Source organism: Microvirga sp. 3-52 (assembly GCF_018383585.1).
Lineage (GTDB): Bacteria > Pseudomonadota > Alphaproteobacteria > Rhizobiales > Beijerinckiaceae > Microvirga.
Genome location: NZ_JAHAMK010000001.1, coordinates 400312 through 423173, shown reverse-complemented (window position 1 = coordinate 423173; position 22862 = coordinate 400312). Strand labels below are relative to the sequence as shown.

The window sequence follows — 22862 nt, the reverse complement described above, 5'->3', positions numbered from 1 at the left end:
TCAGTCTCCCTTGAAGACGGGCTTCTCTTTCGCCGCGAAGGCGCGATAGGCTCGGGCGAAATCCTCCGTCGTCATGCACAGGGCCTGCGCGACGGCTTCCGCCTCGATGGCCTCCTCCACTGACATGGCCCATTCCATGGCAAGCATGCGCTTCGTCATGGTGTTGGCATAGGTCGGTCCGGTGCCGATCGCCCGAGCGAGATTGCCAGCCTCGGCAAGAAGATCCGCGGCGTCGACGAGACGGCTGAAGAAGCCCCAGCGCTCGCCCTCCTCCGCGCTCATGAAGCGACCGGTGTAGAGCAATTCGGACGCGCGTCCCTGTCCGATGATGCGCGGAAGAATGGCGCACGCGCCCATGTCGCAGCCGGCGAGGCCGACCTTGTTGAACAGGAATGCCACCTTGGCGCCCGGTGCCGCGAGACGCAAATCGGACGCCATGGCCACGATGGCGCCGGCTCCCGCGCAGATGCCCTCGACCGCCGCCACGATGGGCTGCGGCGCGGCGCGCATGGCCTTCACCAGTTCGCCGGTCATCCGGGTGAAGGCGGTCAGGCCCTTGGTGTCCATCTCGACGAGCGGACCGATGATCTCGAACACATCTCCGCCGGACGAGAAGTTTCCGCCCGCACCCGTGACGACGATCGCCTTGACGTCATCGTCCTTGGCGCACGCATGAAAGAAATCGCTCAGCTCGCGGTAGCTCTCGAAGGTGAGCGGATTCTTCTTGTCCGGTCGGTTGAGGGTGACCGTCGCGACAGGTCCATCGACCGACAGCAGGAAATGCCGTGGCTCGTAACCTGCCAGCGGAAGCGTGACAGAATTGGCATACTGCGTCACTGGGCGTCTCCCATGATGGCCCGCCGGGCGGACAGTTTGGTTTTCGCGAGCAGCCGCATGAGATCGTTGCGGTCCTTGCCGGTGAGATCGCCGAAGAGCTCGGCGATCCAATGCTCGTGCTCGCCTGCCATGGTCCGGAATTCGGCACGGCCCTCTTCCGTCAGTCTGATCACCATGGCTCGACGGTCCGTCGGCGACACGGTTCGAACCACATGCCCCGACGCGACGAGCCTGTCGACGAGGCCGGTAAGATTGCCGTTCGAGACCATCATCCGCTTCGACAGATCGGACAGCATCATGCCGTCCGGCGCCTTGTCGAGCTGCGCCATCAGGTCGAAGCGAGGGAGCGTCACGTCGAAGCGCTCGCGCAGGCGGCGTCGCACCTCGCCTTCGATCAGCGTGGAGCAGGTGAGAAGCCGCAGCCACAGGCGCAGCTCCTCCCGGTGATCCTCCGGCATCTCGACCGCCTTCGTCTCGGCGTCGAGGGGAATCGCTTGGTCGTCCATTGTCAAATTTCTCCACCGGCCACCACAATGGCCTGCCCCGTCACGGAGCGCGCGCCATCGCCGCAAAGCCAGAGCACGGCATCGGCAATCTCGGAAGGGTCGATCAAACGGCCCTGCGGGTTATGCTTCACGAGTTCGCCGAGCGCCTCGTCACGGGTTCGGTTCGTCTTGGCCATGATCCGCTCGAGGCTCTCGGCCACGAGATCGGTGTCGGTAAAGCCAGGGCACACGGCATTGACCGTGACCCCGGTCATCGCCGTCTCGAGGGCGAGCGCGCGAACGAAGCCGATGACCGCGTGCTTGGCGGCACAATAGGCGCTCACATAGGGATAGCCTTTGAGCCCGGCGGTCGATGCCACGGCGACGATGCGCCCGAACCCGCGTTCCGTCATGGTACCCAGCACGGCCTGGGCCATGTTCGTGACGCCGAGCAGGTTCACGTCCAGCATCTGCCGGAAAACGTCGGGTCCCGATTTCATGAACGGCGCGGAGGCGGCTGCGCCCGCATTCGCGATCATCAGGTCGACCGGCCCATAGCGGTCGACCGCCTCCCGGACAGCTCGCTGCACCGCCTGCGGATCCGTCACGTCGACAACCGCCGCCGCATGGGCTGAACCCTGCACGATCGCCTGCTCGAGCGATGTGGCGCTTCGTCCGGCGACGGTGACGGTCGCACCGGCTGTCACGAGCGATGCCGCGATGGCGCGGCCGATCCCGCGGCCGCCCCCGGTGACCAAAGCATGCCGGCCCTTGAGAGGTTTCATGGTCATGTCATTCCGCCGCGAGAGGCTTCTCGCCGGCCTCCATCTTCAACTCCGCCCGGGTCTTGGGCTTTGCCTTCACCTTGAGCTCTTCGAGATCCTGCCGATCGCGGACGGAGTTGCGGAAGATCTGGTCCTTGCCGGCCATATATTGCGGCGGGCAGTGGATGTCCTTCGCGCCATACCAGGCGGCCGCTTTCATGGTGAAGAACGGATCGACCAGATGCGGCCGTCCGAGCGCGACGAGATCCGCGCGGCCTGCGGCGAGGATCGTGTTCACCTGATCGGCCGCCGTGATGTTGCCGACGCACATGGTGGCGACCTGTGCCTCATTGCGAACCTGATCGGAGAACGGCGTCTGGAACATGCGCCCGTAGATCGGCCGCGCCTCGCGCACGGTCTGTCCCGTCGAAACATCGACGAGGTCGACGCCATGCTCGGCAAAGGCCCGGGCGATCTCGACCGCGTCGTCACCCGTGATGCCGCCTTCCGCCCAGTCGGTCGCGGAAATGCGCACCGACATGGGCTTGTGCGCGGGCCAGACCTCGCGCATGGCATCGAACACCTCGAGCGGAAACCGCAGCCGGTTCTCGAGCGAGCCGCCATACTCGTCCGTTCGGCGATTGGTGAGCGGTGACAGGAAGCTCGCCATCAGATAGCCGTGGGCGCAATGCAGTTCGAGCATGTCGAACCCGGCTCGCTCGCCGCGCTTTGCCGCCTCGGCGAACTGCGCCTTGATGAGATCCATGTCAGCGCGCGTCGCTTCACGCGGCACCTGGCTGTCCGGGAAATAGGGAATCGGGGATGCGGAGCAGATGTCCCAGGCGCCATCCTCCAGCGGACGGTCGATGCCTTCCCACATGAGCCTGGTCGCGCCTTTGCGGCCCGAATGTCCGAGCTGCAGGCAGAACTTCGCCCCGGACTTAGCATGGATGAAATCGACGATCCGCTTCCAGGCCGCCTCCTGCTCGTCGTTCCACAGCCCCGTGCAGCCGAGCGTGATGCGCGCCTCCGGCGACACGCAGGTCATTTCCGTGAAGACCAGCCCTGCACCGCCCGTGGCGCGCGCGCCGTAATGGACGAGATGGAAGTCGCCCGGCACGCCGTCCTTTGCCGAATACATGTCCATCGGCGACACGACCACGCGGTTGGCAACCGTCATCTCCCGCAGACGGAAGGGCTGGAACATGGGCGCGCTCGGGTTGTCGACCGAAACGTCGAAACCCTGCCGGCGCACCTGGGACGCAAAGGTCTTGTCGACGGCCGCGACGAAGTCGGGTGCGCGCAGGCGCAGATTGTCGTAGGTGATCGCTTTGGCGCGGGTCATGACGCCGAAGGCGAACTGCACCGGATCGAAGTCCCAGAACCGCGCCACGTGCTCGAACCAGACCAGGGACACGTCGGCCGCGTGCTGGGTCTTCTCCACCTCCTCGCGGCGTCCGGTCTCGTAGAGCGACAGCGCACCCTCGACGCTCGGATCGCGCCGAATCGCCTCGTAGAGCGCGATGGCATCCTCCATCGCAAGCTTCGTGCCGGAGCCGATGGAGAAATGCGCCGAAGCCTTCGCGTCCCCCAGCAGCACCTTGTTCCCCATGACCCAGCGCTTGTTGCGGATCATCGGGAAATTGCGCCAGATCGAGCGGTTGGTGAGGATGCGGTGCCCGCCGAGGAACCAGCCGAAGATCTCTTCCATCAGCGCGGCCGATTCAGCCTCGCTCTTGTCCTTCAGCCCGGCCCGCTCGAAGGTCTCCGGATCGGTCTCGAACACCCAGGTGGAGCGGTTCGCCTCATACTGATAGGCATGGGCGATGAAGGGCCCCCACTCGGTCTCCTGGAAGATGAAGGTGAAGGCATCGAGCGGCTTGGTGGAGCCCATCCAGGTGAACTTGTTGGGCCGCAGGTCCACCTCCGGCTGGAAGTGATCCGCATAACGCTCCCGGAAGCGGCTGTTGATGCCGTCGGCCACGACCACGAGATCCGCATCGGCGAAAAGGCTCTCGTCATCCACGTCGACTTCATAGCGAAGCCTGACGCCGAGCTCCTCCGCGCGATCCTGCAGGATGAGGAGCAGCGTGCGGCGCGAGCAACCGCAGAAGCCGTTGCCGCCGATCCGATGCTCGCTTCCCCGGAAATGGATCGCGATGTCGTCCCAGTAGGCGAATTCCCTGATGATCCGCTGATAGCTCGGAAGGTCGTATTTCTCGAAATTGTCCAGCGTCGCGTCGGAGAACACGACGCCGAAGCCGAACGTCTCGTCGGCGCGGTTCCGCTCATAGACCGTGATGTCGGATTCCGGCCGAAGCTTCTTCAGCAGGATCGCGAAATAGAGCCCCGCCGGGCCGCCGCCAATGATCGCCGTCTTCATGAGAATCCTACCCGAGACATTGCATTTATTGTTTTAAGCTTAAAATAATTTTTGATCAACCGGTGCAAGCCGTTCCCCTGCTGAACGCTTGTCTGCAGGCTGTCAGGCCCTCATGGCCTCCGGGTGGTTCTCGGCGTCCTGAGCGATCTGGCGCAACGCGAAGCGCTGCAGCTTGCCCGTCTGGGTCCGCGGGAGGGCGCCCACATATTCGATGAGGCGCGGGTACTTATAAGGCGCAATCTCCGCCTTCACGTGATCCTGGAGCACCTTCGTCAGATCCGGACCCGGGAGATGGCCGGAGCGCAGGACCACATAGGCCTTCACCACCGTTCCGCGCCCGTCGTCGGGAGCCCCCACCACGCCGCATTCGGCCACAGCCGGGTGCGTGAGGAGCGCGGCCTCGACCTCAGGCCCTGCAATGTTGTAGCCCGCGGAAATGATCATGTCGTCGGAGCGGGCCTGGTACCAGAAATACCCGTCCTCATCCATGAGGTAGGTGTCGCCGGTGATGTTCCAGCCGTCCTGCACGTAATTGCGCTGCCGCTCGTCGGCGAGATAGCGGCATCCGGTCGGCCCGCGCACGGCCAGGCGGCCGATGCTGCCGGGCGGGAGATCCCGACCCTCATCATCGACGACTTTCGCCTCGTAACCCGGGACAGGCTTGCCTGTCGCTCCGGGACGGATCTCATCCTCGGTTGCGGCGATGAAGATGTGCAGCATTTCCGTTGCGCCGATTCCATCCATGAGCCGGATGTTCGTTGCAGCCCTCCAGGCCTCGAAAGTGCCCTTCGGAAGCGGCTCGCCGGCCGAGACGCATTTGCGCAGGCTCGAGATGTCATAGCCTTCGAGCTTCGACAGCATCGCGCGATAGGCGGTCGGCGCCGTGAAGCAGATCGTGGCCTTGTACTGCATGATGGCGGGCAATAGATCGTCAGGCCCCGCCTTCTCGAGCAGCACGGTCGACGCGCCGACGCGCATCGGAAACAGCACGATTCCGCCGAGCCCGAAGGTGAAGGCGAGCGGCGGCGAGCCGATGAAGCGGTCGCTCGGCTCGGGCCGCAGCACGTTTCGGGCATAGCCGTCGCAGATCGCCAGCATGTCCCAATGGAAATGCATGGTGCCCTTCGGCTCCCCTGTCGTGCCGGAGGTAAAGCCGATCAGGCAGACATCGTCAGCCGCCGTATCGACCGCATGGAAGTCCGGTGAGGCTTCGGCAATCAGCGTCTCAAGGCTGTCGGGCCGGCCGGATCCCCAATACACCACATGCTGAAGAGCCGGCGCCATCGCCCTGGCCCGCTCCATCTCCTCCGCGAGACGATGGTCGCAGAAGGCGATGGTGATCTCGGCTTTTTTGAGCGGATAGGCGATCTCCCTGGCACGCAGCAGCGGCATGGTGGCGACGACGACGCCGCCGGCCTTTAGGACCGCCAGATAGGCTGCCACCATCATCGGGTTGTTGGCCGAGCGCAGCAGAACGCGGTTGCCCGGCACGAAGCCGAGCTTGTGGACCAGAACGTTGCAGATGCGGTTCACCCGCTCCTGCAGAGCGCGATAACTCAGCGTCTCGGTCGGGCTGATGATGCACGGTTCGTCACCCCGTTCCGCATCGACCCATCGGTCGAGAAAGGCCACGGCACAGTTGAGTCGCTCGGGATATTGCAGTTCCGGACGTGTGAACTGGAATGCCGGCCACTGATCCCGAGGCGGAAGATTGTCCCTCGCGAAGGTATCCACATGCGCCGTGTCCGCCATCGTCCGCTCCTCATGTTTTCTTGTGTTGCAGGAGAATGGAGCACCGTCAGCCTGGCCGGGTCGAGGCAGCGCCTGCTTAGTCGCCGCCCAATGGCGAACCCTGTATCGCCGCCCGTCCGCCGATCACGCGCTCGTCATTTCGCCCGCTTTCCTCTGCGAAACAATCCGCTTGAAGAACCTGAAAAATATTTTAATCTTAAAATAATCCTTGGCAATCCCAAAGATTGGGCAAAGGTTGGGGACGCCGGGACGAAAGCTCCGATAAAGGGAGTGTTCGGTAGAAAATTTTTGCGGCAGAGTATCGCCGATCTGTCCGTCGAGGCGTCTTACGTCCCGCCGGGACCAATCACGCAGCACAGCAAATGTGCGCAGGGAACAGCCACTCGGGAGACTATGATGAACGTGACGATCAAAACCCTTGGCCTTGCAGCGGCCGTCGGCCTGGCTGCGGCACCGGCCATGGCGCAGGAGAAGCTGAAGGTCGGCCTGCTGCTGACCCTCTCCGGCCCCTCGGCCGTGCTGGGCCAGCACGCACGGGACGGCTTTCAGCTTGCGGTAAAGGATCTCGGCGGCAAGCTCGGCGGGCGCGATGTCGAGGTGGTCATCGTCGACGACGAGTTGAAGCCCGATGTGGCGGTGACGAAGGTGAAGGGGCTTCTTGAGCGCGACAAGGTCGACTTCGTCGTCGGACCGATCTTCTCGAACGTGGCAGTTGCAACGCACAAGCCTATCGTCGACGCCAAGACCTTCTACATCAGCGTCAATGCCGGCCCTTCGAACCTCGCCGGCAAAAGCTGCAACCCGTACTTCTTCGCGACCTCCTACCAGAACGACCAGAATCATGAGGTCCTCGGCAAGGTTGCGCAGGACCGCGGCTACAAGAAGGTCTACCTGCTCGCGCCGAACTATCAGGCCGGCAAGGACGCCCTCGCCGGGTTCAAGCGCCACTACAAGGGCGAGATCGTCGAAGAATCGTACACGCCCCTCAACACCCTCGATTTCCAGTCCGAGCTCGCAAAGATCGCCTCGATGCAGCCGGATGCGATCTTCACCTTCATGCCCGGCGGCATGGGCGTGAACCTGGTCAAGCAGTACCGCGCCGCGGGGCTCGCCGATCGTATTCCGTTCCTCTCCGCCTTCACCGTGGACGAGACGAACCTGCCCGCGCAGCAGGATGCCGCCATCGGCATGCTGAGCGGCTCGAACTGGGCTCCGAACATGAATACTCCGGAGAACAAGAAGTTCGTCGCAGCCTTTGAGGCCGCCTACAACAACGTGCCTGCCTCCTACGCCATGCACTCCTACGACGCGGCTCTGCTGATCGACGCGGCCCTCAAGGCGACGGGCGGCAAGACCGACGACAAGGAAGCCCTGCGCGCCGCCATCAAGAAGGCGGAGTTCAAGTCGCTTCGCGGCGATTTCAAGTTCGGCGCCAACGGCTTCCCTGTCCAGGACTTCTACCTGGTGAAGGCGGCCAAGCGCCCTGACGGCAAGCTGGAGACGGAAGTCGTCGAGAAGGTGTTCGACGATTACACGGACGCTTACGCCAAGGAATGCACCGCCACAAACTGAGGCGCACCGCATATCCGATCGATCTGCCCTCGCGGGCAGATCGATCGACATCCTATGACACCATCAAGGCGCTCTCGCATTCGAGCGCCCGAGCGGAGGCTCGACCGATGCAGGCCTGCAGCCAGTGACGTGCCGATGAACGCAACACTCCTCTTCGTCCAGGCTCTGAACGGCCTTCAATTCGGCCTCATCCTTTTTCTCATCGCTGCCGGGCTGACCCTGGTGTTCGGAGTGATGGACTTCATCAACCTCGCTCACGGCGTGCAGTACATGGTCGGCGCCTATCTGGTGGCGGCGTTCAGCGCCTGGACCGGAAGTTTCGGCTGGGCGCTGCTTCTCGCCCTGCCTTCGGCGCTGGCCTTCGGCCTTTTGCTCGAAGTGCTGGTCTTCAGACACCTCTATGACCGCGATCACCTCGATCAGGTGCTCGCCACGTTCGGCGTGATCCTGTTCCTGAACCAGGGCGTGAAGTTCGTCTGGGGCGCAGCCCCCTTGAGCGTTCCGGTTCCCGAGCTGCTCTCAGGTTCGGTGGAAATCGCGAGCGGCCTACTCTATCCCGTCTATCGGCTGGCGATCATCGCGGCAGGGCTCGTGGTCGCCGCCCTGCTCTATGGGCTCGTCAACCACACGCGCGTCGGCATGCTGGTGCGGGCGGGAGCCAGCAATGCCTCCATGGTGTCGGCGCTCGGCGTCAACATCCAGAGGCTGTTCATGATCGTGTTCGGCTTCGGCGCCATGCTCGCAGGCTTTGCCGGCGCGATGGTCGCTCCGATCCTCTCGGTCGAGCCGGGCATGGGAGACAACATCCTGATCCTCGCTTTCGTGGTCATCGTGATCGGCGGCATCGGGTCGATCCGCGGCGCGTTTCTCGCGGCCCTCCTGATCGGGCTGGTGGATACGGTGGGGCGCACCTTCGCTCCGAACCTGCTGCGCCTCTTTCTCGATCCTGCAGCGGCGAGCCAGACCGGCCGGGCCATCGCCCCGATGCTGATCTATATCTTCATGGCTGCGGTGCTGTTCTTCCGCCCCTCCGGCCTGTTTCCTGTGAAACGCTAGGGGCCGTTCATGACCGAACTCGCCGAAACGCCCTCCGCTCCCATGCCATCGCTCGCCACGCGGTTCGAGATCGTTCCCATCGTCCTTTTCGCGGCCTTTGTGGCAGCGCCACTCTTTGCCATGGTCTCCGGGGCGGAGGGGTATGTCCTGTCCCTGCTGACCCGCGTGATGGTCTTCGGCATCGCCGCCATGGCGCTCGATCTCATTCTTGGCTACGGCGCACTTGTCAGCTTCGGCCATGCGGCCTTCCTCGGGCTCGGAGGCTATGCGGTCGGCATCCTTGCCAGCCACGGCATCGAGGATCTGCTCGTTCAGATCCCCGTCGCGCTCGCGGCTTCCGCCATCTTTGCCCTGATCACGGGCGCGATCTCCCTGCGGACGAAGGGGGTCTATTTCATCATGATCACCCTGGCCTTCGGGCAGATGCTGTACTTCCTCGCCACGTCGCTGGCGGCCTATGGCGGCGACGACGGCATGACGCTGGCGTCGCGCAGTCTGGTGGCCGGGTCGAGCATCCTCGAGAACGATTTCACCTTCTACTGGGTCTGCCTGCTCTGCCTTCTCGGAGCCTATGCGTTCTCCCGATCCGTCGTCGCTTCCAGGTTCGGACGTGTCCTGCGCGGCACGAAGGAGAACGCCATCCGGATGGAAGCCATCGGCTTTCAGCCCTTCCGCTATCAGCTGGCAGCCTATGTGCTCAGCGGCATGATGGCAGGGCTCGCCGGGTGCCTGCTCGCCAACCAGGCGGAGTTCGTGAGCCCGGCCTACATGACGTGGCAGCGTTCCGGCGAATTGATCTTCATGGTCGTGCTCGGCGGGCTGGGCTCGTTGCATGGCGCCATCATCGGCGCCGCCGCCTTCCTGCTCCTGGAGGAATTCCTGCCCGAGATCCTGCACGGCTTGAGCTTCTTCCTGGGCGAGGAGACACGCGCTCATCTCGCCGAGAACTGGAAGATGGTGTTTGGCCCCCTTCTCATCCTGATCGTTCTGTTCGTCAGAGGCGGGATCATGGGCCTGCTGCGGAGGCCTCACCATGGCTGAGCCTCTTCTCGAGCTCCGCAACCTGCGGAAGGCTTACGGCGCCCTCATCGTCACCGACGACGTTAGCCTCTCCGTCCAGCCCGGCGAGCTGCACGCCATCATCGGTCCGAACGGCGCGGGCAAGACGACCCTGATCCATCAGATCTCCGGAACCCTGTCGTCGGATTCCGGATCCATCCTGTTCGGCGGTGAAGACTTCACCCATCTCTCGATGCCGCAACGGGTCCGGCGCGGGCTCGCGCGCTCCTTCCAGATCACCTCGATCCTGCCGGGCTTCTCCGCTCTGGCGAATGTGGCGCTTGCGGTTCAGGCGCGCTCGGGATCGAGCTTCCGCTTCTTTGGCAACGCATCGCTGGAGAAGGCCCTGAACGCGCCTGCCATGGATTGTCTCGCCGAGGTGGGACTCGCTGCTCGCGCCCATATCCCGGCGGGCTTGTTGTCCCACGGCGAGAAGCGTCAGCTCGAACTCGCCATCGGCCTTGCAACGGAGCCGAAGCTGCTGCTTCTCGACGAGCCCCTCGCCGGCACCGGTCACGATGAATCCCAGCGTGTCGTCGAGACCCTGCGGCGTCTGAAGAGCCGCCTGACCATCGTGCTGATCGAGCACGACATGGACGCGGTCTTCTCCCTTGCGGATCGCGTGTCCGTTCTCGTCTATGGCCGCGTGATCGCCACCGACACGCCGGAACGGATCAGGGCCAATCCGGAGGTTCGCGCCGCCTATCTCGGTGAAGAGGAGATGGTCTGATGCTCTCCGTCCGACAGCTCCAGGCATCCTATGGCGCAGCCCAGGTTCTTTTCGATATTTCGCTGGAGGTCAATGCCGGTGAAGTGGTGACGTTGCTCGGCCGCAACGGCATGGGCAAGACCACCACCGTGCGCTCCATCATGGGCCTGCTCCGCCCCCGTGGCGGCGAAGTGCGCTTCGATGGCGCTGCCGTAACCGGCCTTGCGCCCTATCGCATCGCAAAGACCGGCATCGGGCTCGTGCCGGAAGGCCGGCAGATCTTTCCGACGCTGACGGTGGAGGAAAATCTCGTTGCAACGGCTTCGGCCAGAACGGGCTCCCGCCGCTGGACGCTGGAGGCGGTCTACGATCTGTTCCCGCGCCTGAAAGAACGCCGGAGCAATCTGGGCACGCAGCTCTCCGGGGGCGAACAGCAGATGCTGGCCATTGGCCGCGCGCTCATGACCAACCCGAAACTGCTCATCCTCGATGAGGCCACGGAAGGGCTGGCGCCGCTGATCCGCACCGAGATCTGGACGTGCCTGAAGCGCCTCAAGGGCGAACGCCAGTCGATCCTGGTGATCGACAAGAATATCGGTGCTCTGGCGAGCTTTGCCGACCGCCATGTGATCATCGAGAAGGGCCGCTCGGTCTGGACCGGGACGAGCGATCAGCTCATGACCGACACCAGCCTCAAGGACCGATACCTCCACGTTTAAGGACAATCGCGATGGCAGCCGAAGAACTCGACCTGGAGGGCGAGTACAACAACCGGGCCCGCGTTCCCGATCATCCCGTTCACATCGCAGGCTGGCAGCAGGATTCCGCCGCCTATCGCGCAAGCGCTCGCTGCGACTTGGATATCTCCTACGGCCCCGGAGAACGGCACCGGCTCGATCTCTTCTATCCGCAGAACGGCGATGCCGGTGGCCCGGCCGTACTGTTCATCCATGGCGGTTACTGGCAGGCGCTCGACAAGTCGACCTCGAGCCATCTGGCCCGTGGCGCCAACGAGCGCGGGCTGACGGTTGCGGTCCCAAGCTATACGCTTGCCCCTGCCGCCAAACTGGCCGACATCGTGTCCGATATCGAGGCCGCCGCGAATTTCGTCATGCGGCGCACGGGCTGCCCTCTCGTCGTGAGCGGCCACTCGGCCGGCGGACATCTGGCGGCGTGCCTCATGGCGCGACCCAACGCGTTGGAGATGCCTGTTCGCGCCGCCATGTCCATTTCCGGCCTTTTCGACCTGCCCCCGCTGGTTCCGACCTCGATCAACAAGGCTCTTGCGCTCACCGTCGAAGAGGCTCATCGCATGAGTCCGCTGGAGTGGGATCCACCAACGAGCGGGCAGCTCATTGCAGTGGTCGGTGAGGCCGAAAGCAGTGAATTCCTGCGCCAGTCCCACACCATCGTCGAACGATGGAGGCAAGCGGGTGTTGCGACCCGGTACCACGAGGTGCCCGGAGCGCATCACTTCGACGTCGTCGCTGGGCTTTCCAACCCTAGCGACCCGCTCGTGGACATGCTCGTAGAGCTGGCAGCCGAGGCTTGAAATCAAGCAGGATGCCTCCAGGAACCTGTACCTTTATCCGACGTTGCGTCTCTCGGTGAGCGGGTGTTTCTATAAGAGGTAGCGGCATAAGGATCGGCAGGTGACGCATGCCTATCGCGCTGGCATTTCTGGTCCTTGTGGCAATGGCCTGGCCTCAAGCCCTGCGGGCATCCGAGGAAGCATGGCAGGCTCTGCGGGACGGAGGCACGATTGCCCTGTTGCGGCATGCTCGCGCGCCGGGAACGGGCGATCCGGCCAACTTCCGGCTTGAGGATTGCGCAACGCAGCGCAACCTCTCGGCCGAAGGCCGTCGTCAGGCGCGGGCCATCGGGGAGGCGTTCACGGCCCGGCAGATCTCCGTCGGGCGGGTGCTCTCGAGCCGCTGGTGCCGCGCACTCGACACGGCCCGCCTGGCCTTCGGCAGCCTGACGGAGCATTTCCCGCCACTGGATTCGTTCTTCTCAGGACGGGAACAGGAACCGGCCCGGACGGAGGCTGTGCGCCGGACCGTTCAGGACTGGCGCACGAACGGTGTCCTGGTGCTCGTCACGCACCAGGTCAATATCACGGCGCTCACCGGTGTCTTTCCCGGAGAGGGAGAAGTGCTCGTGCTCAGACCGAAGCCGGGTGCCGGTTTCGATCTCATCGGAAGGATCAAGCTCTAGAGATCAACGATCGGCCCTGAGCTGCTCGACCACACCCTGGCTCATATAGGGATGCCCGGCCTCGTTGAGGGCACGATCCAAGGCTTCGATGGCCACAAGGATCTTGGTGAGTTCCTCCGCCATCTCGACGGAGGGGAGCGGCGCCTCGGAAATCTGCCGCGCCATCTCCCTGCGCCGCTTCACAAGGTTTTCGCGCGCAGCGTTCAATTCCTTGATTTCCTCGGACGTCATAGGCTCCTCACGATCAAGACGATTTCAGTATTAAGTCCGTCGGGCCAGATCCGTTCAAGATCATTTTCTTCAGGCAGATCACGACTGCTTCGTGGCCGTTTCATAGTTCGAGAGAATCCAGCAATCCCAGGATCTGCTTTTGACGCTCCTCTGCCTGCTCACTGGATACCGAGAAGATGAGGCGCTCCTTGCTCCAATGTAGCATTCCCTGAGAAGCGTCGATCGTCATCTGCAGTGAGAGCTTGTCCGCCGAACCGGGTCGGAACGTCAGAGCGATCGCTTGAGGCCCTGCATCGATGCGGGCGATCCCGAGGCGTCGGCAGAGTTGCTGCAGGTTCGCGAGCCTCAGAAGATTCTGAACAGACTCAGGTATCGCTCCGAACCGATCCTCGATTTCCGCCTCCAGCTCATCGATTGTCTCATGTGAATTGAAACGAGCCAGGCGGGCATAGAGATTGATCCTCATCTCGGGCTCATTCACATACTCTTCCGGAATTGTGCCGGCCAATCCAATATTGAGCTCAGGTCTCCAGTCATCGTCCAGGGTCTCGCCACGCAAGGCGTGTTTGAGCATATGCTGGTAGAGGTCGGTGCCGATCAGCTTGATGTGACCAGTCTGCTCCTCGCCGAGGAGCGCACCTGCCCCGCGCTGATCGAGATCCTGTGCACTGACGGCGAAGCCCGCCCCAAGCCGGTCGAGGGCCGTCAAGGTCCGCAAGCGCTTTTCCGTCGCAGCTGAAAGGTCCTGGCCAGGTTCCGTCAACAGATAGGCCGTACCCCTGATGCGCCCGCGCCCGACGCGCCCGCGGAGCTGGTGCAGCTGCGCGAGTCCGAATCGGTCGGCGCGCCAGACCAGCATGGTGTTGGCACGGGGAACGTCGAGACCGCTCTCGATGATGTTTGTCGCAAGAAGGACGTCACCCTCGCCATCGGCAAAGCGCACCATCACATCGTCCGTCTCAGCGGGAGCCATCTGCCCGTGAGCCACCATGATGTCCAGCTCCGGAACGAGCTTTGCCAACCGCTCGCGCATCGGCTCGATGTCCTCCACCCGCGAGCAGACGAAGAAGCTCTGGCCTCGCCGCCGCCGTTCGCGCATGAGCGCATCGCGAACGCTTGCCGGATCGAAGGGCGTCAGGAACGTGCGGATCGGCTGCCGGCGCGCCGGAGGTGTCGCGATGATGCTCAACTCCTGCAAGCCGACCAAGGCCGATTGCAGCGTCCGTGGGATCGGCGTAGCGGTCAGGGTCAGCACATGCCCTCCTGCGGCCAAGTCCCTGAGTCTGGCTTTATGTGCCGCACCAAACCGCTGCTCTTCGTCGATGACGACAAGTCCGAGATCCTTGAAGGTGACGCCCTTCGCGGCGAGCGCATGGGTGCCGATGACGATGCGGATCGTGCCATCGGCCAGTCCCTTCTTCACCGCCCGAGCCTCGGCCGGTGTCACGAGACGGGAGAGATGCGCGATCTCGATGCCGAGGCCGGCAAAGCGGCGCTGGAAGCTTCGTACGTGCTGGCGCGCCAGAACGGTCGTCGGAGCGACAACGGCCACTTGTTTGCCGGAGAGAGCGGCAGCGGCGGCTGCACGCAAGGCGACCTCGGTCTTGCCGAAGCCGACATCACCACAGATCAGGCGGTCCATCGGCCGTCCTGATGAGAGATCCTGAAGAACATCCTCGATGGCGCGAATCTGATCCGCCGTCTCGGAAAACGGAAAACGGGCAACGAAGCGTTCATACGCGCGGCTCGGCGGGACAAGCGGCTCCAGCTTCACCGCTCTGCGGGCCTCGATCAAGTCGATCAGGCTTTTGGCTGTTTCCTGGATTTCGGCTTCGATCTTCCTGCGCCTGTCGGACCATGCATCGCCCTTCAGCTTATCCAAGGAGATGGAATCCGACATCGCACCATAGCGCCAGACGCGGTCCATCTCCGTCGCGGGGATCAGGAGCGTCGTGCCGGCCGCATAGCCGAGCCTGATGGCATCGCCTATGCCGGCATCGCCCGCCGGTATGGTCTCCATGCCCTCGAGCACCCCGATGCCGTGATCGACATGGACGATGGCGTCGCCGATCTGGAACCCGGTATCCGTGAAGTTCGAAGCGGCTGAACCCACCTCCTTCTCGGCACCCGTGCTGACGCGGCTACCCAGAACGTCCGTGGCCGTGATCAGCGCGATGCCATCCCGCTCATCCACGAAACCTTTCTTGAGATCAGCCTGCAACGCAAACCATCCCTCGGAAGAGCCGTCGACGACATCATTCCAGCTATCAACATCGTCAGGACGTCCGATGGATTGAATGCGACGCCTGAGCCGCATCAGATCCGATCGGGCTGCCGCAGCCAGAACGATCTTTCGACCGGCACCCGTCTGCGTACGAAGGAAATCTGCAAGGGCCTTCGAAGGCTTTGAGGCGATCGCGAAATTCGGCACCGCACTTTGCGGGAAATCATCCTGCGATGCAGCGTGAATGAAAACGAGACGGCGCTTCGACAGAACATCGGCCCACTCGTCGTCCTGGATGAAAAGCCGCTCAGGCGATATGGCAGGTGCTTTGATGCCGCCGTGAATGCGCACACTCGCCCGACTTCCATAAGCGTCTGCGACCTGCTCCATCACAAGCTGCCGCCTCTCCTCAGCCTTTGCATCCACAACGACTGCTGCATCCGGCCAGTAATCGAACACCGTCTCCAGACGTGGGAAATAGTCCGGCAATTGATGCTCCATTCCATCGAACCGTTCGACGGATGCGTCGCGGTCTTCGGCTCCTTTCAGAATGATCTCCGAAGCAGGTCCGATCAGGAGATGGTTGACCTCCGTTTCCGTCAACTGGGAGATCGGGTCATAGGAATGAATGGCCGCAATGGTTTGCCCATCATGCTCGGCCCGATACGGCAAGGGGCTGTCGGCTGGGAAAAGATCGATCACCTGCCCCCGGATAGCCACCTCGCCCGGCTCATCCACTCTCTCATCGAGGATGTAGCCGACCTGATGCAGGTAGTCTCTCAGTGCCTCAGACGAGAATTCCTCGCCTGTCCGAAGATTGAAGACCGCCTTCTTCACGCTGTTGCGCGGCGGCACGCGCTGAAGGATTGCGGCAGCGCTGGTCACCAGGAGCCGAGGAGCCGTGACCGGTTCGCTCATGCGCCGGAGAACCGCCATACGTCGTCCCATGGCCTCACGCGAGGGCGAAGCGCTGTCGTATGGAAGACAATCCCATGGGGGCAGGAGGTCGATATCGAGATCGGGGGCTAATCCCTTCATGGCCTGCGCCAGCTGCTCGGCCCAGCGTTCCCCTCCTGCAACATAAATGACCCCTCCCAGCCCGGCCGACTGCACATGCTCGAGCAGCCGCACGGCGTGGAGACCCAATGAAGAAGGCAAGGCAAGATCGATCCGCCTGATGTCCTGGGAGGGGGCAGGCTTGGCACGCATGGGGCACTCGTGTGACGGGGCTCGGGACCCAAGGACAACGTTCAGACACTGCCGCAGTTGCAAGCGCTCGACCGGCAACCCCTTACAGCTTTTTGTAAACCAACGTCGCTCATAATCCGATCATGACCTATGGTAATGCAAAACGTCTCTGTCTCGGATTGGCTCTGCTCTCATGCTCCGCCTTCGGAAGCGTTTCGGGCGCTCTCGCCGCTGCCGAGAATATCTCCCCAGCGACTCCGGTTCAGGCATTGCCGAGCATTCCGGCGCCCCCGGCCGGGGGAATGAACCTGCGACCGAAAGCAGCAACCCCGGCCTCCGGCAAGTCTGTCGAGAAGGCTGCACCTGTGGTCTCAATCTCGCAGGATTCCCGCCCGACTCTGGACGCGAGCACCTTCATCAACACGATGCGGGCCGCCTGGACCTATAAGCGCATTGCCGAGACGGGAGGATGGCCCAGCCTGCCCGCAGGCACGGTCCTGAAGGCGGGCGACAAGGGCCCGCTCGTCGAAACCCTTCGGCAACGCCTTGCCTCAGAGGGCGACCTTTCCGCCGACCTCAACACAGGAACGGACTTCGATTCCCAACTGACAAAGGCCGTCAAGCGGTTCCAGGCCCGTCATGGTCTGCCGGAATCCGGCGCCGTGAGGGCGCGAACCCTGGAAGCGCTGAACGTCCCGGCTCTCACGCGCCACCGCCAGCTAACCGCTTCGGCCCAACGGCTGGCAGGCTCCACGTTTTCCTTCGGCGAACGCTATGTGGTCGTCAACATTCCATCCGCTGCCGTCGAAGCCGTTGAGCGCGGACAAGTGGCTCGCCGCTTCGTCGCAATCGCCGGCAAGGTGGACCGCCCCTCGCCTGTCGTCGAAACCCGCATCACCGCCGTCAATCTCAACCCCACGTGGACGGTACCTGTCTCCTTGATCAAGAAGGACATCATTCCCCATGTCCGGAAGGAACCCGGGTATCTGGAGAGGATGAAGATCCGCATTCTCGATGCGAAAGGACAGGAGGTTGATCCCAGGACGCTCGACTGGTCCACGCAGAATGCGGTGAACTACACGCTGCGCCAGGATCCCGGAGCGATCAATTCGCTCGGACAAATCCGCATCGACATGCCGAACAAGCATGCCGTTTACATGCACGACACGCCCAAGAAGCAGCTCTTCGCACAGGATGCACGCTTTCATTCCTCGGGTTGCGTTCGTGTGGCCGATGTCGTCGATTTTGCCGAATGGCTGCTGCGCGGCACCAATGGACCGGCCGGCGCATGGACGAGGGATGGGCTCGATACGGCCATCGCCAATGCGGCACGTCAGGACATTCGCCTCGAGAAGCCGGTGCCCGTCGCCTGGGTCTATCTGACCGGCTATTCGACAGCGGACGGCGCCGTGCATTTCCGCGACGATATCTATGGTCTCGATACGCCGAGGAGCGATCCTCTGCCGGAGCCTCAGGTCGTGGATGTGCCCGCAACGGCCTCGATCAAGCCGAAGCGCCTGTAAGAGCGCGTCGGATCAACGCCGCATCAGCCACTCTTCCTGCGTAGCAAGCGTCCGGAGGACGGAATGACCTTTCGGGCCTTGTGCCATTCGAAAGCGGCATCCTGGAACATGTCGATGGCGGCGACAGCCTGAGCCCGCATTGCCGCGATCGAAGCAGGATCTCGTTGTGCGAAGCGATCCGTTGCCTGAGCCAGCTGGCGACAGCGTTCTTCGACGATGCGACGGGCCTCTCTCAACCGAAGGTTCGAGTCCTCGGTCGACGTCATCTCATCGCAGAAACGAAGCACGTCCCGCGTGAGGTTCTCGCCCGAATAGAGGCCTGAATAATGATCGATCATGCTGCGAACGAAACCAAGAGAGTCACGGATCTCTTGCCGTATGAGTGTCTCGCTGCTCATCGCACCCTTCCCAAAGAGGAGCCGCATTCCTGCCTGCACCGGCGATGATGTGGTATGAACCAGGGATCTCTAAAAAGGTGTTAGCCCGGCTTCCCTGCCTGAGGATCGGCGGGGACCTTGGGCGGAACCGAAAGAGGAGTATCGTTGTTCTGCGTGACCGTCACACGCGACGACCAGACTCTTTCAAGGAGAGGACCGGCAACGATCCCAGCAACGAACGCGAACGCAGCCACGATCAGCCCGACCCGGCCACAAAGGCTCAGCACATCCTTGAATGCCATAAACCTTCCTCCCGTCTGCTTTGATTCAAGAATCCTAGGGGACCTCTTGGTCGCAGCCAATAGACCAAAGCACAGATTGTCGAACCAATGACGGTCCGCCGCTTGAGAAACGAGGCGGAACGCGTGGAAAAGGCAGAGCTTTTCTTGCTGCCCGGACGATGCATTATTTTTTGGCAGCATCGGGCGCAGGCTCGATTCCAAGCGATGTCGTAACGTTGTATAGATCTATTCTGTAGTCGATGGTGTTCCCTGGTTCGGGAACCGGGGCATTGCCTTGCCCTCCGGGATCGGCTTGATCGGCCTGGACGATTCTGAACATTTCTGTTGCGTTGGAATTGAACACGGGTTCATGGGATATCGTACATGCCCTGCTCCAGCAATTATCGCGCCTCGAAACGCCATCAGGAACTCGGTTCGGACTTCTATGACATCGTCCGACCGGCGGAATTCCCGCAGCATACTCTGCGCTACCGCAACCAGCGCTGGGCTGAGCGCGTCGGTCTCGGGCCGCTCACCGACGAGGAGTGGATCGACCATTTCGGACGCTTCGCGCCGCTCCCAGGCAGTTTCGTGCAACCCCTCGCCTTGCGCTACCATGGCCATCAGTTCCGAACCTACAATCCGCACCTGGGCGATGGGCGCGGGTTTCTTTTTGCTCAGTTGCATGATGTGCAGGATGGCAGGCTCCTCGACCTCGGCACGAAGGGCAGCGGGCAAACCCCGTGGTCGCGCCATGCGGATGGCCGCCTGACCCTGAAGGGTGGCCTGCGGGAGATCCTGGCGACGGAAATGCTCGAGGCGCTCGGCGTCGAGACCTCCAAATCCTTCAGCCTGATCGAGACCGGCGAGGAACTCGAGCGCGGCGATGAACCCTCCCCCACGCGATCATCGGTGCTGGTGCGTCTCAGCCATTCCCACATCCGCATCGGAACGTTCCAGCGGTTGCTTTACCTGGATGAGACCGACAACCTCCGCAAGCTTCTCGACTACACCATTCGAACCTACATGCCGGAGATCTGGCGCGACGATGAAGCAGATCGCGTTCCGGCATTTCTGGAGGAGGTGTGCCGACGTGTCGCCCGCATGGGCGCGCAATGGATGGCCGCCGGGTTCGTGCACGGCGTACTCAACACCGACAACATCAACGTCACTGGAGAAAGCTTCGATTACGGCCCGTGGCGTTTCCTGCCCGTCTACGAGCCCGGTTTCACCGCTGCCTATTTCGACGAGACAGGTCTTTATGCCTTCGGGCGGCAGCCCGATACGCTTTTGTGGAACTTGTTTCGCCTTGCAGAATGCCTGCTTCCCTTGGCCCAGCAGAGCAGCCTCGAGCAGGCGCTCACGACATTCGAGCCTGCCCTTCATCGCGAATTCCCCGCCGCGATCCTGCGCCGCCTCGGCTTGCAATCGAAAGGCCATGAGCAGGATGGCGTTCTCGCCAAAGCGATATGGACGTTCCTGCACGAGAGCAAAGCTCCATTCGAGCAAACCTTCTTCGATTGGTATGGCGGCCTTCTCAGTGCACATCGTGCCGAGAAGAGTCCTTCCGCAGATCTGTACGCCCAGCCATTCTTCGAGCCGGTTCGCGCGGCTCTAGGCACATTCGCGCCATCCCCTCAGATCAGGCTCGATCACCCCTATTTCGCACAGCGGAATCCATGCACCATGCTGATCGACGAGGTCGAGGCGCTCTGGGCTCCGATTGCTGCGGCGGACGATTGGTCGGCCTTTGAGCGGAAGCTTGCCGAGATCCGCGCCATGGCCGAGGTCTATGGTGCAGATCCCGCGCACTAGGAGGGCATTAGCCCAAAGCGAGGACAAGGCCTGTCATGGTCACCGCTGCGCCGGCAGTCCGCATGACGGTGGAATGGCCGAGTGTGAGCAGACCGGCAGCGATCCCGGCACCATGCAGCATGGCAGTCGCGAGAGCAAATCCCAGGCTGTAGAGAACAGCGTCGGATCCAAACGGAATTTCCGCGCCATGGGCATAGCCATGGAAGACGGCAAAGACGCCGACGAGCGCAACCGCCGCCTGGATCGGGCACTGCCGTCCCCACGTCACGACAGCACCTAGAACGATGATGGACATCGCGATGCCGAACTCGACGGCTGGAACTTCGATGCCGGTCAGGCCCAGAATTCCACCAGCCAGCATCATCCCCACGAAGCTCATGGGAAGCGCCCATAGAGCCTTCCCTCCGAGCAGAACTGCAAAGAGGCCGACGCTCACCATGGCAAGAACATGATCGAGGCCTCCCAGGGGATGCGAGAGACCTGCGAGAAAACCTGAGGCGGCGTCATGGCCCGTATGGGCCAAGGCGGGGGTGGTTGCCGCGACGAAGATCGTGACAGGAACTGAGCGCTTGAACATCCTGGAAAACCCCTTTTAGGCCGCTGACGACAGGCCGCCGGCCTGTTCGATGAACTGGGCGATGGCACCGACACCGACACCGTCGCGGATATTGCTGAACACATAAGGGCGCTGGCCGCGCATGCGCTTGGTATCCTCTTCCATGATCGCAAGGTTGGCGCCCACATAGGGAGCCAGATCGATCTTGTTGACCACGAGGAGATCGGAGCGCGTGATGCCAGGGCCGCCCTTGCGCGGGATCTTCTCGCCACCGGCCACGTCGATGACGTAGATCGTCAGATCGGCGAGTTCGGGCGAGAACGTGGCCGCCAGATTGTCGCCGCCGGATTCCACCAGCACGACGTCGAGTGCCGGGAAGCGCCTGCGCATGGTGGCGATGGCCGCAAGGTTGATGGAGGCATCCTCGCGAATGGCGGTGTGCGGACATCCGCCGGTCTCTACGCCCATGATGCGCTCAACGGGCAGCGCGCCTGCAACGGTCAGGAGGCGCGCATCCTCCTTGGTGTAGATGTCGTTGGTGATCGCGCAGATGTCGTAGCGCTCGCGGAACGTCTTGCAGAGTGCTTCCATCAGCGCTGTCTTGCCAGAGCCGACCGGTCCGCCGATGCCGACGCGTAGGGGTCCCGTGTGAGAAGTCATGAGCGGAAAAGCCTCGTATACTGGTTTTCATGATGAAAGGAGCCGAGATCGGCCCGAAAGGTCGAGCCGCCGATATCGTCGAGCGTGAGAGCCATTCCCTGGCGTGCGACGTCCTGAACCGTGCCGGCAAGGGCGGCGGTCACGCGGATGCCTGCCGTCTGCCCGATGGGTGCCAGACGGATGGCTGCGGACACAAGGGTCTGCACGAGGCCGAAGAGATAGGCTCGCGATGTAATCGGCAGCGGAATGTCATGCGCGGCCGCTGCCATGCCGATGGCGACAGGAAAGGCAACATCGCCATCGAGCGAAGGCAGCCGCGGCGATGGCCAGGCCGCAAGGGTCGCGTCGAGGAAGCTGCGTCCCTGCTGACTGGTTTCGAGGTAAAGCTCGGCGGAGGGCGACAAGGCGAGAGCGAGTTCATTGACGGTTTCAAGGTCACTGCGATGCCCCTGCTCAACGGCCCGGTAGGCGTGGCTCAGAAGAATGGCATCGTTGCGGCCGAGACCGAGAGTGAGCAGATCGGTCAGCCATGTGGCAAGAGTCGTTTCATCGATGACGTCACCAGCCTCTACGGCCCATTCCAGGGTGTGTGAATAGGCATAGCAGCCGACAGGATAGGACGGCGAGAGCCAGGCGAACAGAGGCAGGATTGCTGCCTCGTCTCCCGGGCCCTGTGTTTTGATGGACGCATCATCCATGGTCATGTCCATGATGATGGCCGGAATGCCCGCCATCCTCGTGGTGATGATAGGCGCCGCGGACCGGGCGGAAGGGACGTTCGACAATTTCCACCTTGGCGCCAAGCCCGAGCAACATGTCGACGAGCACATGATCATAGCCGATATAGATCGCCGCGCGCGTGATCTCCGCCGGCACGTGCCGGTTGCCGATATGCCAGGCAAGGGTCAGAAGTTCGAGTGGATCGTCCGTCGTGATCTCCACGAGCTTCTCCGGCGCGGCCCTCACCTCGACGAGCCAGCCGCTCTCCAGCCGGATGGCATCACCGTCCTCCAGCACATCGGCCTTGCCAAGATCGAGCAGGAAAGCAGTTCCGCCATCAGCATTGAGCATGATGCGGCGTCGGTGGCGGTCACCGTGATCGAGAGTGATGATATCGACGATACGATCCTGCTCGACGGCTTCGCGACGGATGATGGATGTGGCACGGATCAT

General features: G+C 62.7%; 22 protein-coding genes. 9 read left to right on the top strand and 13 right to left on the bottom strand.

What is annotated here, in order from left to right; genetic code table 11:
- The 5 genes from KHP60_RS01925 to KHP60_RS01905 form a co-directional block, all read right to left on the bottom strand.
- Entirely contained in the window at positions 1-837 is an 837-nt protein-coding gene (locus KHP60_RS01925) for an enoyl-CoA hydratase family protein (RefSeq protein WP_213561865.1), read from the bottom strand.
- Positions 834-1343 carry a MarR family winged helix-turn-helix transcriptional regulator gene (locus KHP60_RS01920; RefSeq protein ID WP_213561864.1) on the bottom strand — a complete coding sequence of 170 codons (510 nt, stop codon included), beginning with the start codon at positions 1341-1343 and terminating at the stop codon, positions 834-836. The genes KHP60_RS01925 and KHP60_RS01920 overlap by 4 nt, the downstream gene beginning before the upstream one ends.
- A 2-nt stretch (positions 1344-1345) precedes the next feature.
- Positions 1346-2113, bottom strand: coding sequence for an SDR family NAD(P)-dependent oxidoreductase (locus KHP60_RS01915; RefSeq protein ID WP_213561863.1), 768 nt, complete (start codon positions 2111-2113; stop codon positions 1346-1348).
- Between the two features lies 1 nt (position 2114).
- Positions 2115-4469 (bottom strand): bifunctional salicylyl-CoA 5-hydroxylase/oxidoreductase, encoded by a 2355-nt coding sequence (locus KHP60_RS01910; RefSeq protein WP_213561862.1) that lies wholly within the window; start codon positions 4467-4469, stop codon positions 2115-2117.
- Between the two features lie 102 nt (positions 4470-4571).
- On the bottom strand, positions 4572-6221 hold the full coding sequence (locus KHP60_RS01905; RefSeq protein WP_213561861.1) for a benzoate-CoA ligase family protein: 1650 nt from the start codon (positions 6219-6221) through the stop codon (positions 4572-4574).
- Positions 6222-6617: 396 nt separating this feature from the next.
- Here KHP60_RS01905 and KHP60_RS01900 point away from each other — a divergent pair, with 396 nt between their 5' ends.
- The 7 genes from KHP60_RS01900 to KHP60_RS01870 all read left to right on the top strand — a co-directional run bounded on the left by KHP60_RS01900 (position 6618) and on the right by KHP60_RS01870 (position 12834).
- Positions 6618-7793 carry an ABC transporter substrate-binding protein gene (locus tag KHP60_RS01900; protein ID WP_213561860.1) on the top strand — a complete coding sequence of 392 codons (1176 nt, stop codon included), beginning with the start codon at positions 6618-6620 and terminating at the stop codon, positions 7791-7793.
- Positions 7794-7928: 135 nt separating this feature from the next.
- Positions 7929-8849: a branched-chain amino acid ABC transporter permease gene (locus KHP60_RS01895; protein ID WP_213561859.1), complete on the top strand. Its 921-nt coding sequence runs from the start codon at positions 7929-7931 to the stop codon at positions 8847-8849.
- Between the two features lie 9 nt (positions 8850-8858).
- Positions 8859-9890, top strand: a complete 1032-nt coding sequence (locus KHP60_RS01890) for a branched-chain amino acid ABC transporter permease (RefSeq protein ID WP_213561858.1) — start codon at positions 8859-8861, stop codon at positions 9888-9890.
- The gene (locus tag KHP60_RS01885) at positions 9883-10638 is read left to right on the top strand and encodes an ABC transporter ATP-binding protein (RefSeq protein ID WP_213561857.1); all 756 of its coding nucleotides are present in this window, start codon (positions 9883-9885) and stop codon (positions 10636-10638) included. Before KHP60_RS01890 ends, KHP60_RS01885 begins: the two co-directional genes overlap by 8 nt.
- Positions 10638-11336, top strand: a complete 699-nt coding sequence (locus KHP60_RS01880; protein ID WP_213561856.1) for an ABC transporter ATP-binding protein — start codon at positions 10638-10640, stop codon at positions 11334-11336. The genes KHP60_RS01885 and KHP60_RS01880 overlap by 1 nt, the downstream gene beginning before the upstream one ends.
- Positions 11337-11347: 11 nt before the next feature.
- Complete coding sequence (locus KHP60_RS01875) at positions 11348-12169, top strand: alpha/beta hydrolase (protein ID WP_213561853.1); 822 nt, start codon at positions 11348-11350, stop codon at positions 12167-12169.
- A 107-nt stretch (positions 12170-12276) separates the two neighbouring features.
- On the top strand, positions 12277-12834 hold the full coding sequence (locus tag KHP60_RS01870) for a histidine phosphatase family protein (RefSeq protein WP_213561851.1): 558 nt from the start codon (positions 12277-12279) through the stop codon (positions 12832-12834).
- Positions 12835-12837: 3 nt separating this feature from the next.
- Here the strand turns inward: KHP60_RS01870 and KHP60_RS01865 are convergent, their stop codons facing one another.
- Both KHP60_RS01865 and mfd read right to left on the bottom strand, forming a co-directional pair.
- Positions 12838-13065, bottom strand: a complete 228-nt coding sequence (locus KHP60_RS01865; protein WP_213561849.1) for a hypothetical protein — start codon at positions 13063-13065, stop codon at positions 12838-12840.
- Between the two features lie 100 nt (positions 13066-13165).
- Positions 13166-16498 (bottom strand): transcription-repair coupling factor, encoded by a 3333-nt coding sequence (mfd, locus tag KHP60_RS01860; RefSeq protein WP_213561847.1) that lies wholly within the window; start codon positions 16496-16498, stop codon positions 13166-13168.
- Positions 16499-16620: 122 nt separating this feature from the next.
- On the opposite strand from mfd, the gene KHP60_RS01855 reads away from it, so the two are divergent.
- Positions 16621-18000 carry a murein L,D-transpeptidase gene (locus tag KHP60_RS01855; RefSeq protein WP_213561846.1) on the top strand — a complete coding sequence of 460 codons (1380 nt, stop codon included), beginning with the start codon at positions 16621-16623 and terminating at the stop codon, positions 17998-18000.
- Positions 18001-18023: 23 nt separating this feature from the next.
- On the opposite strand, the gene KHP60_RS01850 is transcribed toward KHP60_RS01855, so the two are convergent.
- Positions 18024-18398, bottom strand: a complete 375-nt coding sequence (locus KHP60_RS01850; RefSeq protein ID WP_213561844.1) for a hypothetical protein — start codon at positions 18396-18398, stop codon at positions 18024-18026.
- Positions 18399-18478: 80 nt separating this feature from the next.
- Complete coding sequence (locus KHP60_RS01845; protein WP_213561843.1) at positions 18479-18880, bottom strand: hypothetical protein; 402 nt, start codon at positions 18878-18880, stop codon at positions 18479-18481.
- Positions 18881-19042: 162 nt separating this feature from the next.
- Between KHP60_RS01845 and KHP60_RS01840 the strand changes: the two genes are divergently transcribed.
- On the top strand, positions 19043-20473 hold the full coding sequence (locus tag KHP60_RS01840) for a protein adenylyltransferase SelO (protein WP_213561841.1): 1431 nt from the start codon (positions 19043-19045) through the stop codon (positions 20471-20473).
- Between the two features lie 7 nt (positions 20474-20480).
- Here the strand turns inward: KHP60_RS01840 and KHP60_RS01835 are convergent, their stop codons facing one another.
- The 4 genes from KHP60_RS01835 to KHP60_RS01820 are packed head-to-tail and all read right to left on the bottom strand — an operon-like array spanning position 20481 to position 22862.
- Positions 20481-21050 carry a HupE/UreJ family protein gene (locus KHP60_RS01835; protein WP_213561839.1) on the bottom strand — a complete coding sequence of 190 codons (570 nt, stop codon included), beginning with the start codon at positions 21048-21050 and terminating at the stop codon, positions 20481-20483.
- A gap of 15 nt (positions 21051-21065) precedes the next feature.
- Positions 21066-21689, bottom strand: a complete 624-nt coding sequence (gene ureG, locus KHP60_RS01830; RefSeq protein WP_213561837.1) for an urease accessory protein UreG — start codon at positions 21687-21689, stop codon at positions 21066-21068.
- Complete coding sequence (locus tag KHP60_RS01825) at positions 21686-22387, bottom strand: urease accessory protein UreF (RefSeq protein ID WP_213561833.1); 702 nt, start codon at positions 22385-22387, stop codon at positions 21686-21688. Before KHP60_RS01825 ends, ureG begins: the two co-directional genes overlap by 4 nt.
- Positions 22380-22862 (bottom strand): urease accessory protein UreE, encoded by a 483-nt coding sequence (locus KHP60_RS01820; RefSeq protein WP_213561832.1) that lies wholly within the window; start codon positions 22860-22862, stop codon positions 22380-22382. Before KHP60_RS01820 ends, KHP60_RS01825 begins: the two co-directional genes overlap by 8 nt.